Below are 13,570 nucleotides of genomic sequence, written 5' to 3' on the forward strand. Positions count from 1 at the left end.
AGTGCTGGTCACCGGCATCTCGGCGGGTCTGGGCGTGGAAACCGCTCGCGCGCTGACGGTGCACGGGGCGGCGGTGGTGGGGCCGCGCGCAACCTCGACAAAGCGTGCGCCACTACCGGCGGGGTGGTGGAGGGCGACGTCGACTGGTCAAACTGGAGCGCGTCCACGCCGCCCGGCGTCGACTGGCGGCCGAACCGCACCAGCCACCAGGCATCGGCCAGCCCGGCATTGTCGATCAGCCCGCGATCGGCTCATCGCGATAGTCGATGCTGCCGTTGGCGATCCGCGTGACGCTGGTCGTCCATGACTTCAGATCGGGCATCGCCGGACCCGTGACCATCCTGTTCCTGTTGCTCGCCCGGCCCGGCTTCCGCCGTCTGGCGCTGAAGGCATCGAGCGCCGTGCGGCTGGACTAGCGCGGCGCGCGGTCGCGCACGGCCTTCGGCGTCGTCGCGGCGGAGCGGCCGCGCTGTTCCTCGTGCAGATCGAGCAACGACTGCATCAGCTCGTCGTCGCCGCTCGACATCACCCCGATCACCTCGGCCTCGTCGCAGCCGTCGGCGACCAGATAGGCGTGGCCCATCGTCGAATCGATGTACATTGACTGGCCAACGTCGAGCACGACGGGATCGTAGAAGTCGGTGTGGACGGCGATGCGACCGCGCACGACGTAGAAGAACTCCTCGCCGGCGTGGCGCACGAGGGGGCCGAACTCGGCGACCGACTTGGCGCTCACCACCGCGCTCACCGGGATCATCCGCTTCCGCCGCAGCTCGGTGTGGAGGTAGTAATAGTCGTAATTGGGGGTCTGCACCCTCACCGCGTGCGCGTGGTCGCCGATGCTGCGCCGCGCGGTGACGGGCTGTGGCCCCTCGTCCTCCTCCTCCGCGAACAGCTCGCTCATCCGCATCCCCAGCCGCCGGCTGAGCTGTTGCAGCTTGTCGTAGGTCAGCGTCAGCCGGTCATGCTCGACCTTCGACAGCGTCGAGACCGGGATGCCGCACTGGTCGCTCATCTGCTTGAGCGTCCAGCCGTTGCGCGCCCGCAGCCCGCTGAGCAGCGAGCCGAGGGTAGGGGTGGGGGCGGAAGACACGAAAGCCACTCTCCTGGCCGTTGACCTTGTTTCCGATTAGGATAACAATGGCCTGATCGGCAATCGAGCGACACTCTATCGGTGGCGCGCGGCGGGGGCAACAATCCCCCGACAGGTGGAGAAACGACGATGCGATTCTGGCGCCCGTTCGCGATCGGTCTGTTGGCGCTCGCGGGCGCCGTCGCGCCCGCGCAACAGCCCAATCCCCTCGCTCCCGCGTCATCGCCGTCCCAGACGCCGCCGGCGACACTGCCCGCCCCCGCCGGCGCCCATGCGCTGACCGCCGAGGATGTCGACGCGTGGCTGGACGGCTACATGCCCTATGCGCTGCACAGCGCCGACATCGCCGGCGCGGTGGTGACGGTGGTCAAGGACGGCCAGGTGATCGCCGCGCGCGGCTATGGCTGGGCCGACATCGCCAAGCGCAAGCCGGTCGATCCCGCGCGCACGCTGTTCCGGCCGGGGTCGGTATCGAAGCTGATCACCTGGACGGCGGTCATGCAACTGGTCGAGGCGGGCAAGCTCGACCTCGACGCCGACGTCAACCGCTACCTCGATTTCACGATCCCGCCGCGCAAGGGCCAGCCGATCACGCTGCGCCAGATCATGACGCACACCGCCGGGTTCGAGGAGGCGATCAAGGATCTGATCACCTACGATCCCAAGGGCGCGCAGCCGCTCGGCGCGTATCTGAAGCGCTGGACGCCGCACCGCATCTTCGACGCCGGGACGACGCCGGCCTATTCCAACTGGGCGACGTCGCTCGCCGGCTATATCGTCGAGCGCACGTCGGGGATGCCGTTCGACGATTATGTCGAACAGCGCATCTTCCGCCCGCTGAACATGCAGACCGCGAGCTTCCGCCAGCCGCTGCCCGCCGCGCTCGCGTCGCTGTCGGCGACGGGCTATCCGCGCGCGTCGGAGCCGGGCAAGGGCTTCGAGATCGTCGTGCCCGCCCCCGCCGGCGCGCTGTCCGCCTCGGGCCTCGACATGGCTAAGTTCATGATCGCCCACCTCGAAAACGGCCGTGGCATCCTCAGCCCCCAGACCGCCGCGACGATGCACGACAGCCCGCTCGACAAGGTCAATCCGCTGTCGCTGATCCCGCCCCTCAACCGGATGGAGCTGGGTTTTTTCGAGACCAACACCAACGGCCATGAGGTGATCGCGCATCTGGGCGACACGCAGAACTTCCACACCTCGCTGCACCTGTTCATGCCCGAGCATGTCGGTTTCTACGTGTCGTTCAACAGCGCCGGCAAGGAAGGCTCGGTGCATATCGTGCGCGGTCAGGTCTTCCAGGATTTCGCCGACCGCTATTTCCCGTCGACCGAGCATGACGGGCGGGTCGACGCGAAGACCGCCAGGGACCACGCGACGATGATGGCGGGCCTGTGGCAGGGCAGCCGGCGCCCGAGCTCCAACTTCCTCGATATCCTCAACCTGTTCGGCCAGACCCCGGTGTCGGTCGACGGCAAGGGCGCGCTGGTGATCCCGTCGCTGAAGGGTGCGGGCGGCGGGGTCATCGTGTGGGACGAGATCGCGCCCTTCGTGTGGCGCGATCGGCTCGGCGGGCATGACCGGCTGGCGGCCAAGGTCGTCGACGGCAAGGTCGTGCGCTGGAGCTATGACCTGCCCGCGCCGTTCACGGTCTGGGACCGGGTGCCGGCGTCGCGATCGGCCGGGTGGCTGAAGCCGGCGCTGTACGCCAGCCTCGCCGTGCTGCTGCTGACCTTCCTCTACTGGCCCGCGACCTGGTTCCTGCGCCGTCGCTATCGCCAGCCGCTGGTGGTCGCCGGGTCGGCGCGCAGGGCGTATCGCGCGACGCGGGTCATGGCCGGTCTCGACCTCGCCTTGCTCGCCGGGTGGATGGTGTTCGTGACGACGCTGTTCGCCAGCCTCGAAAAGCTGTCGGCCGGCACCGACGTGCTGCTCTGGCTGCTCCAGATCGCGAGCGCGATCGTCTTCGTCGGCGCGGTCGGCATCGCCGGATGGAACGCGTGGCTGACGTGGCGTGATGGCCGCCGCTGGACGCGCAAGCTGTGGAGCGTGGTGATCCTGCTCGCGACGCTGGTGGTGCTCTACGTCGCCGTGGTGTTCGGCCTCACGTCGATGACGGCCAATTATTGATGGCGGCGTTGCGGCTCGACGCGGCGACACAGACGCTGCGGCTCGCCGAGCCCTTCCGCATCTCGGGCTATGTGTTCGAGACCGCGGACGTGCTGACGGTGACGCTGGCTGACGGCGAGCACCGCGGCATGGGCGAGGGGGCGGGCGTCTATTATCTGGGCGACGACCTCGCGCACATGCTGGGCCAGCTCGCCGATGCCCGCGCCACGATCGAGGCGGGGCCGAGCCGGGAGGAGCTGCGCCACATCCTGCCGCCGGGTGGTGCCCGCAATGCGGTCGACGCGGCGCTGTGGGATCTGGAGGCGAAGCGCACGGGCCAGCCGGTCTGGCGGCTGGCGGGGGTGGGCGAACCGAGGCCCATCCGCACCACCTTCACCGTCAGCGCCAACGATCCGTCCGCCATGGCGGCGGTCGCGCGCCGCTATGCCGGGGCGAAGTCGATCAAGATGAAGCTGACCGGCGAACTCGCCCTCGACATCGAGCGGGTACGGGCGGTGCGCGCCGCACGGCCGGACGTATGGCTGGGGGTCGACGGCAATCAGGGCTTCGTCAGGGCCGATCTGCCCGGTCTGATCGAGGCGCTGGTCGTCGAGGGCGTGTCGCTGCTGGAACAGCCGCTGCCGCGCGGGCGGGAAGCGGAGCTCGAGGGCCTGGCGTCACCCGTCCCGATCGCCGGCGACGAAAGCCTGGTGTCGCTCGCCGATGTCGCGACCGCGCCGAGGCGTTTCGATGTCGTCAACATCAAGCTCGACAAGTGCGGCGGCCTCACCGAGGGGCTGCTGATGGCGGCCGAGGCGCGCCGGCTGGGGTTGGGCGTGATGGTCGGGACGATGGTCGGCACCAGCCTCGCCACCGCGCCGGGCTTCGTGCTCGGGCAGGTCTGCGATCTCGTCGACCTCGACGGCCCGACCTTCCTCGCGCAGGATCGGGTGCCCGGCGTCATCTATGCCGACGGCGAGCTGTGGGCCGGGCCGGAGGTGTGGGGAGCGCCCGAAACCGTCCCCGCATGACGTCCCCCCTTCCCGCCCAGCCGGCCTGGTTCGGTCAGCCGCGCGGGCTGACGGTGCTGTTCCTCACCAACATGTGGGAGCAATTCTCCTATTACGGGATGCGCGCGCTCCTGGTCTATTACATGACCAAGGAGCTGCTGTTCGGCCAGCAGCAGGCGTCGCTGATCTATGGCATCTATACCGCCGGCGCGTATTTCACGCCGATCCTCGGCGGCGCGATCGCCGACCGTTATCTGGGCAAGCGGCGCGCGATCGTCATCGGCGGGTCGGTGATGGCGGCGGGTCATTTCATGATGACCTTCCCGCCGCTCTTCTATCCCGCGCTCGCCACCATCGCGCTCGGCAACGGGCTGTTCCTGCCGAGTCTGCCGAGCCAGATCGATGACCTCTACGAGCCGGGCGACCAACGCGTCGGCTGGGCGTACAACGTCTATTATGTCGGGGTGAACATCGGCGGCTTCCTCGCCCCGCTCGCCTGTGGGACAGTGGGGGAGATGTACGGCTGGCACTGGGGGTTCGGGCTGGCGGGGGTCGGGATGTGCCTGGGGCTGGGGTTCTATCTGTGGGGCCAGCGTTACCTGCCGGCGCAGGCACGGCCGGCGCGCGTCGAAGGTATATCACCGCGCGGGCGCTTCGACCGGCGCACGGTGCTGTTGCTGGTGGCGATCGCCGCGTCGGTCACGGTGTTTCGCGGCGCGTACGAGCAGCTCGGCAATACCGTCGCGCTGTGGGCCGACAGCGGCGTCGACAAGCAGGCGGGCGGCTGGGCGATCCCGATGAGCTGGTTCATCGCGCTCAACCCCCTGTTCGTGATGCTGATGACGCCGCCGCTGCTGCGCTACTGGCGGGGTCGGGCCGAGGCGGGGCGGCCCGAGGCGCCGGCGCGGCGGATGGCGACGGGGGCGCTGATCGTCGCCGGCGCCTATCTGCTGCTTGTCGCGCTGTCGGCCATGTCGGGCGCGGCCCGGACGGCGTGGCCGTGGTTCGTGCTGTTCTTCGCGATCATCACCTTCGGCGAGCTGTTCATCCTGCCCACCGGGCTTGGCCTGTTCGCCCGGCTCGCGCCGCGCGGGCTGGGGGCGACGACGGTCGCCGCCTGGTTCCTCGCGACCTTCTCGGGCAGCCTGTTCGGGGGCGTCATCGGCACCTTGTGGAGCGCGATGAGCCACCCTGCCTATTTCGCGCTGCTGGCGCTGCTCGCGGTCGTCGCGGCGGCGATGCTGCGGTTGAGTGACACCCTGGAGCAACAGGTCCAGCACGACCGCGAGCGCGACGCCGAAGCCGCTTGACAATTCTCCGATTGGGACATCAACATCCCTATCAGAAATGAAGACGGCTTGACCGGGCATCACCCGGCCTGTTGAAAGGGAGACACAATGATGCGCACCATCCGCACCGCCACCCTGCTGTCGAGCGCCCTGGGCGTGCTCGTCCTCGCGCAGCCTGCCAGCGCGCAGCAGGCGACGACCCCGTCCGATCCGGCGTCGCAGACGGTCTCCGGCCAGCCCGAAGACGTCATCGTCACCGCGCAGCGCCGCGAGCAGACGCTGATCGAGGTGCCGCAGTCGATCTCGGTGATCGGCGGCGACACCCTGGAGCGGCAGCAGGCGAAGAGCTTCGTCGACTATGCCTCGCTCATCCCCGGCTTCAACGTCACCCAGGATTTCCCCGGCCAGTCGCGCCTCGTCCTGCGCGGCATCAACACCGGCTCCGTGGGCTCGACCGTCGCGGTCTATGTCGACGACGTCCCGTTCGGGCAGAGCGGCAGCCTCGCCAACGGCGCGGTGCTCGCGGGCGACTTCGACACGTTCGACGTCTCGCGCATCGAGGTGCTGCGCGGGCCGCAGGGGACGCTGTACGGCTCCAACTCGCTCGGCGGCGTCCTGAAATACGTCACCAACGCGCCCTCGACCGAGCGGATCGAGGTCCGCGCACAGGCGGGCGTCGAGGACGTGCGGCGCGGCGAGACCGGCTATGTCGGCAACGCGCTCGTCAATCTGCCGCTCGGCGACATGCTCGCGGTGCGCGCGAGCGGCTTCTATCACCGCACGCCGGGCTATATCGAGCGTGCCGGGCTGGCGGGAAGCGACATCGATCGCGCCGACAGCTACGGCGGCCGCGCGTCGCTGCTGTTCAAGCCGAGCGAGCGCTTCTCCGCGCGGCTGATGGCGGTGATCCAGAATATCGACGTCGATTCGCCCTCGGCGTTCGAGGCCGATCCGGTGACGCTGAAGCCGGTCAATCCGATTACCGGCGCGCCGACCGGCAAGACGCAATATCGCTACGAGCGCTACCCCGAATATCACAACATCGCCTATCGCATGTACAGCGGCACGCTGGATTACGACGCGGGCTTCGCGACGCTCAGCTCCATCTCCAGCTATGCGACGCAGAAGCAGAACCAGATCAGCGACATCAGCACCAACGGCGCGCGGGGGACCGCGGGCGCGGTCTATGGCGCGGCCACCGGCGTCGGCGGCGGGGCCAATGTGGGGCTCGGCTTCACCAACAACGCCGGGCTGAAGAAGTTCACGCAGGAAGTGCGGCTGGTGTCGCCCAAATCGACCGTCTTCGACTTCGTGCTGGGCGCCTATTACACGCACGAGACGACCGCGCTCGACCAGGAATATCTGCCCTTCATCCTCTCGACCCGCGCGTTCATCCCGACCGCGACGACGTTCGGGCCCTTCACCTTCTCGCGCTTCGTCTATGCCAATATCGACGCGCATTATCGCGAGCTTGCCGGCTATGCGAACGGCACGGTCCATTTCGGCCCGCGCTTCGACGTGACGCTGGGCGGCCGGTACAGTGACAACAAGCAGGACAGCCGGCAGCAGGTCGTCCAGCTCGGCAACGGCACGCCGGTCTCCGGCCGGTCGCAGGAGGGGGTGTTCACCTGGTCCGTCGCCCCGCGCTTCGAGATCAACGATCATGCCGCGCTCTACGCGCGCGTCGCCAAGGGCTATCGGCCGGGCGGCCCCAACTTCATTCCGGCCGGCGCGCCCGCCGGCTTCCCCGCCGAGTTCCGCTCGGACTCGCTTATCAGCTACGAGGGCGGCCTGAAGGCGGAGACCGCCGACCGCACGTTCAGCCTCGACCTGTCGGGCTTCTATGTCGACTGGAAGAACATCCTCATCCTGACCAGCACCGTCGTCAACGGGACGCCGGTCGGCATCAACGGCAACGGCAAGCGCGCCCGGACCTATGGCGCGGAGGCGACCGCGACGATGCGGCCGGTGCGCGGCTTCGAGGTGTCGGTCAACGGCGCCTATACCCGCGCCAACCTGCAGGACGACACGGTGTCGACCGGCGGGCTCAACCTGACCGGCGGATTGAAGGGCGACGAGCTGCCCTTCGTGCCGCGCCTCTCCGCCAATCTGTCGGCCGACTATCGCTGGACGATGGGCGGCACGGCCGTCTTCGTCGGCGGCGACGTGCACGTTCAGGACGATCAGAAGGCGGGCTTCAGCGCCGCCTATCGCGCCGCTTATGGCAAGCAGATCACGCTGGACGGCTATGAGACGGTCAACCTGCGCGCGGGCGCCGACATCGGCGTCTTCACCATCCAGGTCTACGCCCGCAACCTGTTCGACAGCCAGGGCCTGCTCAACGCCAGCGGTTATCCCTTCGCGGTCCCGGCCGCGATCGGCGGCACCGGGTTGAACCTCATCACCGCGACCTCGATCCGGCCGCGCACGCTGGGGGCGACGATCGGCGTCAAGTTCTGATGCACGCGGCGACGCTGTCACGGCCGGACGCGTCGCCCGCCATCACGGGCGCGCTGCCCGCGCCCTATCTGCTGTTCCTCGGCGACGTGACCGAGCCGGGCTATGCCAAGACCGCCTTCGGCTTACGCGACTGGGCGGGTGAGCGGTGCGTCGGCGAGCTCGCGCTGGCGGGCGCGACCGTGACCACCGGCCTGCCCTCGCTCGATCCGGCGGCGGCGGCGGCGCGGGGGGCGCGGGCGATGGTGATCGGGGTCGCCAGCCCGGGCGGCGCCATCCCGCCGACCTGGCTGGACGCGCTGCACGAGGCGCTGGCGGCGGGGCTCGACCTCGTTTCGGGAATGCACAGCCGGCTGGCCGACCTGCCCGGTCTGCCGGAGGCCGCGGTGCGGCACGGCCGGCGGCTGATCGACGTGCGCGTCCCGCCCGCCGGTCTGACCGTCGGCACCGGCATCAGGCGATCGGGCCAGCGGCTGCTCACGGTCGGCACCGATTGCTCGCTGGGCAAGAAATATACCGCGCTGGCGCTCGCCCGCACCCTCACCGCGCGCGGCCTCGACGCGACCTTTCGCGCGACGGGGCAGACCGGGATCATGATCGCGGCGGCGGGCATTCCGATCGACGCGGTGGTGGCCGACTTCGCGGCCGGCGCGGCCGAATTGCTGAGCCCCGCCGCCCCGCCCGACCATTGGGATGTGATCGAAGGGCAGGGGTCGCTCTTCCATCCCGCCTATGCGGCCGTGTCGCTGGCGCTGCTGCACGGCAGCCAGCCGGATTGCTTCGTCGTCTGCCACGATCCGACGCGGACGCACGTCCTGGGCCGCGAGACGCTGGCCCTGCCGTCGATCGAGCAGGTGATCGACCAGACGGTGGCGATGGGGCGGCTGACCAACCCGGCGATCCGCTGCGCCGGCGTCAGCCTCAATACCGGCGCGCTCGACGCGGCGGCGGCGACGGCCATCATCGCGGCGACCGCCGCGCGACTCGGGTTGCCCGCCGCCGACCCGCTGCGCGGCGGCCCCGCCTTCGACCGGTTGGCGGATTCCTGCCTGCACGCCGGATCGGCCACGCCTGACTCCGCTACGTTTTCCAGCTCATGACCTTCGCCACGCCCAGCGTCCGGCGGTTCGCGCACCGACCCATTCCCGTCCCGGAGGCCGTATGAAGAAGCTCCTCGCCACCGCCCTGCTCGTCATGGCCGCTCCGGCGCTGGCCGATCCGCCGGGCGGTTTCGACGCTCGGGTCGAGGCATTGCGCGCCAAGGCCGGCGTGCCGGGCCTCGCCATCGCGATCGTCGAGAACGGCAAGGTCGTGCTCGCGAGGGGCTATGGCATCCGCAAGCTCGGCAGCGCGGCCAGGGTCGATGCCGACACGCTGTTCATGAACGGGTCGACCGGCAAGGCGATGACGGTCGCCGCGCTCGCGACGCTGGTCGATGCCGGCAAGCTCGGCTGGGACGACAAGGTGGTCGACCGGCTGCCCGGCTTCCAGATGTACGATGCCTGGGTGACGCGCGAGATGACGATCCGCGACCTGCTGGTCCATCGCAGCGGGCTGGGGCTCGGCGCGGGCGACCTGCTGTTCGTGCCGCGCGGCAATCTGTCGCGCGCGGAGATCGTCCGGCGGCTGCGCTTCATCAAGCCGGCGACGAGCTTCCGCAACGCCTATGCCTACGACAACATCCTCTACACCGTCGCGGGCGCGCTGATCGAGACGGTGAGCGGTCAGCGCTACGAGGATTACCTGCGCGACCACGTGTTCAAGCCGGCGGGCATGGCGACGGCGACCGGCGACCCGGCCGTGCGGTTGGCCACCACCGACCGCGCCACCCCGCACGCGCGGATCGGCGGCGTGGTGCGCGGGCTGGCGCCGCAGCAGGTGCTCGACGAGCGCGATCAGCTCGGCCAGTCGTCCGCGCCGGCGGGGCTGCTCGCGGTCAGCGCCAACGATCTGGCGAAGTGGATCCAGCTCCAGCTCGCGCACGGCAAGCTGCCCGGCGGCGGCCGCCTGTTCAGCGAAGCCGCGGCGACCGAGATGTGGAAGCCGGTGACGATCGAGCCGATCTCCCCCGCCCCGCCCGAACTCGCGGGTACGCAGCCGACCTTCCAGAATTACGCTTTGGGCTGGGAGGTCCGCGACTATCGCGGCGCGCGCATCGTCTGGCACGCGGGCGGCGTGTTCGGTTTTACCACGATCGTGGCGCTGATCCCGGACAGGAACGTCGGCTTCGCGATCACGCTCAATTGCGAGGACAGCATCATCCGCATGGGGCTGATGTACGAGTTGCTCGACCATTATCTCGGCGCCCCGCCGCAGGATTGGCCGTCGCGCTATGCCGCCTATCTCGATCGCCGCCTCAACGCCGCCGCCGCGACGGTGCAAGCGCGCGCAGCGACGCCGGCGCAGGTCGGCCCGTCGCTGGCGCCCGCCCGCTATGCCGGGGCCTATGCCGATCCGTGGTACGGCAAGGTCGTGGTCGGCGCAGACGCGAAGGGGCTGACGATCGACTTCACGACGACGCCGCGGATGACGGGGCGGCTGGAGCATTATCAGTACGACACCTTCGTCGCGCGGTTCGACGACAGGGGCATCGAGCCCGCTTATGTCAGCTTCGCGCTCGACGCCGACGGCAAGGTCGAGCGGGTGACGATGAAGCCGGTGTCGCCGACCGCCGATTTCAGTTTCGACTATCAGGATCTGCTGCTGACCCCGTTGAAGTAGGAGTCGCCATGACGCCCGCCCGTATGCTGCTGTTGCCGCTGGTCGCCCTCGTGCTGGGTGCGGGGCCGCCCGCGCCGCCGCGCTACGACGTCGTGATCCGCAACGGCACGGTGTATGACGGCAGCGGCGGCGCGCCCTTCGTCGCCGATGTCGCGGTGACGGGCGACCGGATCGCGGCGATCGGGCCGCATCTGGCGGGGCGGGGGCGCACCGAGGTCGATGCGCGCGGCAGGGCGGTGTCGCCCGGCTTCATCAACATGCTCGCCCATCCCGAGGTCAGCCTGATCGCCGACGGCCGCGCGGTGTCCGACGTCGCGCAGGGCGTGACGCTGGAGGTGATGGGCGAAGGGTCGATGGGGCCGCTGTCGCCGGCGATGAAGGCGCTGGCGGCGAAGCGGCAGGGCGACGTCAGATACCCGGTGAACTGGACGACGCTCGGCGGGTATCTGGCGATGCTCGAGAAGCGCGGCATCGCGCCCAACATCGCTTCCTTCGTCGGTGCGGGGACGGTGCGCGAGAACCTGCTCGGGGAGGCGGACGTCCAGCCGACCCCGGCGCAGCTCGCGGCGATGCAGGGGCTGGTCAGGCAGGCGATGGAGGAGGGTGCGCTCGGCGTCACGACCGCGCTGATCTATGCGCCCAACACCTATGCGAAGACGCCCGAACTGATCGCGCTGGCGAAGGTCTCGGCGGCGTGCGGCGGCATCTATACCGCGCATATCCGCAGCGAGGGCGACCGGCTGGAAGAGGCGGTGCAGGAGACGATTGACATCGCCCGCGCCTCGGGCGCGCCCGCGGAAATCTATCACTTCAAGCAGGCCGGCCGGGCGAATTGGGGCAAGATCGACCGCGTCATCGCGATGATCGACGCGGCGCGCGCGGCGGGCACGCGGATCACGTCGGACATGTACGTCTATACCGCCGGCGCGACCGGGCTCGACGCGTCGATGCCCGCCTGGGTGCAGGACGGCGGGCTGGAGGCGTGGATCGCGCGGCTGAAAGACCCGGCGACACGGGCGCGGGTCAAGGCGGAGATGCTGACGCCGCATCCGGCGACGTGGGAAAACCTCTATGCCGGCGCCGGTCCCGACGGGCTGCTGTTGCTGGCGTTCAAGAACCCTAAGCTGAAGCCGCTGACGGGCAGGACGCTGGCGCAGGTCGCGCGCGAGCGCGGCACGAGCCCGGAAGACACCGCGATGGACCTGGTGATCGAGGACGGCAGCCGCGTCGGCGTCGCCTATTTCCTGATGGACGAGGCCAATGTGCGGCGCGCGGTCAAGCTGCCCTGGATGAGCTTCGGCTCGGACGAGGAGGCGCCCGCGCCCGAGGGCGTGTTCCTGCTCAGCAAGAACCATCCGCGCGCCTACGGCAATTTCGTCCGCGTGCTCGGCCATTATGCGCGCGAGACCGGCGACGTGACGCTGCCCGACGCGATCCGCCGGCTGACCAGCCTGCCGGCCGACAATCTGTCGCTGCCCGACCGTGGGCGGCTGCGGGTCGGAGCATTCGCCGATATCGTCGTCTTCGATCCCGCCCGCGTCGCCGACCACGCCACCTACGACAACCCCGCCCAGCTCGCGACCGGCGTCGACAATGTCCTCGTCAACGGCCGATTCGCGCGGCGTGACGGCAAGCCGACGGGCGCCGCGACGGGGCGGGTCGTCCGCGGCCGGGCGTGGACGGGCGCGCCGGGTGGCGGCTGTCGGCCGACCGCCGCCGCGTGGCGCTGGACATCATAAGCATCGACCGCCCGGAGGTAGCGCGATGAGCGTCCTGTCCTCGGTCAACCGCTACCTGCTGCCCGGCCTTGCCTTCAAGGCGGTCGTCATCGGCGGCGGCTATGCGACGGGGCGCGAGCTCGTCGAGTTCTTCATGCCGGCCGGGCCGGTCGGCGGGCTGTACGGCATGGTGCTGGCGATGGCGATGTGGAGCGTCATCTGCGCGCTGACCTTCCGCCTCGCCTTCCGGATCGGGGCGACCGATTACCACCGTTTCTTTCGCGTGCTGCTCGGGCGGTTCGATGTCGCGTTCGAGATCATCTATTTCGCGTTCCTGATCCTCGTCCTGTCGGTGTTCGGATCGGCGGCGGGCGCGATCGGGACGGCGGTGCTGGGACTGCCGGGGATCGCCGGCACGCTGGCGCTGGTCGTTGCGGTACTGATCGTCTGCGCGGCGGGGCAGGGCGCGGCGGAGGCGGTGTTCAAATATGTCTCGGTGCTGCTCTATACGGTCTACGCGATCTTCCTGGCGGCGAGCCTGTGGTCGTTCGGCCCGCGCATCGCCGCCGGCTTCGCGCAGCCGGCATCGACCGCGGGATGGTTCGTCGGCGGCGTGACCTATGCGTCGTACAACGTGATCGGCGCGGTGCTGATCCTGCCCGTGCTGCGGCATCTGCGCTCCGGCCGCGACGCCGTCATCGCGGGCCTGCTGGCCGGGCCGCTGGCGATGGCGCCGGCGATCGTCTTCTTCGTCTGCCTGGTGCCCTTCTATCCAGGCATCATGGCGCAGGCCCTGCCGTCCGACCATGTCCTGAGCGCGCTGGGCAGTCCGGTCCTCCATCTCGTCTTCCAAGGGATGGTGTTCTTCGCGCTGCTCGAATGCAGCGTGGGATTCGTCCAGGCGTTCAACGCGCGGATCGACGCGGCCAACGCCAAGCGCGGGCGGGCGACGTCGCGGACGGTTCGCCTTCTCGTACCCGCGGCGATCACCGTCGGCTCGGTGTTCATCGCCACCGGCATCGGCCTGGTGACGCTGATCGCCCAGGGCTATCGCCTGATGGCCTATGCGACGCTGCTGGTGTTCATCGTGCCGCTGTTCACGATCGGCATCCTGCGGCTGGCACGCGGCGGGGCCGGGGCGACCGCCGCCTGAAGGATGAACGCCTCCAGCTT

Annotated in this window: 10 protein-coding genes; 9 read left to right on the forward strand and 1 reads right to left on the reverse strand. The window is 69.6% G+C overall.

Features of this window, described 5'->3' with window-relative positions:
- Window positions 1–266 precede the first annotated feature (266 nt).
- Window positions 267–416 (forward strand): hypothetical protein, encoded by a 150-nt coding sequence (locus ACFE7K_RS02430; RefSeq protein ID WP_375396566.1) that lies wholly within the window; start codon window positions 267–269, stop codon window positions 414–416.
- Here the strand turns inward: ACFE7K_RS02430 and ACFE7K_RS02435 are convergent.
- Window positions 413–1,093 carry a helix-turn-helix domain-containing protein gene (locus ACFE7K_RS02435; protein ID WP_375396567.1) on the reverse strand — a complete coding sequence of 227 codons (681 nt, stop codon included), beginning with the start codon at window positions 1,091–1,093 and terminating at the stop codon, window positions 413–415. The two genes, ACFE7K_RS02430 and ACFE7K_RS02435, sit on opposite strands and share 4 nt — an antisense overlap.
- A 129-nt stretch (window positions 1,094–1,222) precedes the next feature.
- Between ACFE7K_RS02435 and ACFE7K_RS02440 the strand changes: the two genes are divergently transcribed.
- From ACFE7K_RS02440 to ACFE7K_RS02475, 8 genes are all read left to right on the forward strand, one after another.
- Window positions 1,223–3,223, forward strand: a complete 2,001-nt coding sequence (locus ACFE7K_RS02440) for a serine hydrolase (protein ID WP_375396568.1) — start codon at window positions 1,223–1,225, stop codon at window positions 3,221–3,223.
- Window positions 3,223–4,233, forward strand: coding sequence for a dipeptide epimerase (locus ACFE7K_RS02445; protein WP_375396569.1), 1,011 nt, complete (start codon window positions 3,223–3,225; stop codon window positions 4,231–4,233). Before ACFE7K_RS02440 ends, ACFE7K_RS02445 begins: the two co-directional genes overlap by 1 nt.
- A complete protein-coding gene (locus ACFE7K_RS02450; RefSeq protein ID WP_375396570.1) occupies window positions 4,230–5,522 on the forward strand; it encodes a peptide MFS transporter in 1,293 nt (430 codons plus the stop codon). The genes ACFE7K_RS02445 and ACFE7K_RS02450 overlap by 4 nt, the downstream gene beginning before the upstream one ends.
- Before the next feature lie 87 nt (window positions 5,523–5,609).
- Window positions 5,610–7,961 (forward strand): TonB-dependent receptor, encoded by a 2,352-nt coding sequence (locus ACFE7K_RS02455; protein WP_375396571.1) that lies wholly within the window; start codon window positions 5,610–5,612, stop codon window positions 7,959–7,961.
- Window positions 7,961–9,058, forward strand: coding sequence for a DUF1611 domain-containing protein (locus ACFE7K_RS02460; RefSeq protein ID WP_375396572.1), 1,098 nt, complete (start codon window positions 7,961–7,963; stop codon window positions 9,056–9,058). The genes ACFE7K_RS02455 and ACFE7K_RS02460 overlap by 1 nt, the downstream gene beginning before the upstream one ends.
- 61 nt (window positions 9,059–9,119) lie before the next feature.
- Entirely contained in the window at window positions 9,120–10,679 is a 1,560-nt protein-coding gene (locus ACFE7K_RS02465) for a serine hydrolase (protein ID WP_375396573.1), read from the forward strand.
- Window positions 10,680–10,687: 8 nt separating this feature from the next.
- Window positions 10,688–12,418 carry an amidohydrolase family protein gene (locus ACFE7K_RS02470; RefSeq protein WP_375396574.1) on the forward strand — a complete coding sequence of 577 codons (1,731 nt, stop codon included), beginning with the start codon at window positions 10,688–10,690 and terminating at the stop codon, window positions 12,416–12,418.
- A gap of 25 nt (window positions 12,419–12,443) precedes the next feature.
- Complete coding sequence (locus ACFE7K_RS02475; protein WP_375396575.1) at window positions 12,444–13,550, forward strand: hypothetical protein; 1,107 nt, start codon at window positions 12,444–12,446, stop codon at window positions 13,548–13,550.
- The last annotated feature ends 20 nt before the right edge of the window (window positions 13,551–13,570 follow it).

It is taken from the genome of uncultured Sphingomonas sp. (assembly GCF_964244265.1).
GTDB lineage: Bacteria > Pseudomonadota > Alphaproteobacteria > Sphingomonadales > Sphingomonadaceae > Sphingomonas.

Coding starts and splice junctions, on each gene's coding strand:
- ACFE7K_RS02465 (WP_375396573.1), top strand. CDS start 9,120: ATGAAGAAGCTCCTCGCCACCGCCCTGCTCGTCATGGCCGCTCCGGCG.
- ACFE7K_RS02450 (WP_375396570.1), top strand. CDS start 4,230: ATGACGTCCCCCCTTCCCGCCCAGCCGGCCTGGTTCGGTCAGCCGCGC.
- ACFE7K_RS02440 (WP_375396568.1), top strand. CDS start 1,223: ATGCGATTCTGGCGCCCGTTCGCGATCGGTCTGTTGGCGCTCGCGGGC.
- ACFE7K_RS02430 (WP_375396566.1), top strand. CDS start 267: ATGCTGCCGTTGGCGATCCGCGTGACGCTGGTCGTCCATGACTTCAGA.
- ACFE7K_RS02445 (WP_375396569.1), top strand. CDS start 3,223: ATGGCGGCGTTGCGGCTCGACGCGGCGACACAGACGCTGCGGCTCGCC.
- ACFE7K_RS02475 (WP_375396575.1), top strand. CDS start 12,444: ATGAGCGTCCTGTCCTCGGTCAACCGCTACCTGCTGCCCGGCCTTGCC.
- ACFE7K_RS02470 (WP_375396574.1), top strand. CDS start 10,688: ATGACGCCCGCCCGTATGCTGCTGTTGCCGCTGGTCGCCCTCGTGCTG.
- ACFE7K_RS02455 (WP_375396571.1), top strand. CDS start 5,610: ATGATGCGCACCATCCGCACCGCCACCCTGCTGTCGAGCGCCCTGGGC.
- ACFE7K_RS02460 (WP_375396572.1), top strand. CDS start 7,961: ATGCACGCGGCGACGCTGTCACGGCCGGACGCGTCGCCCGCCATCACG.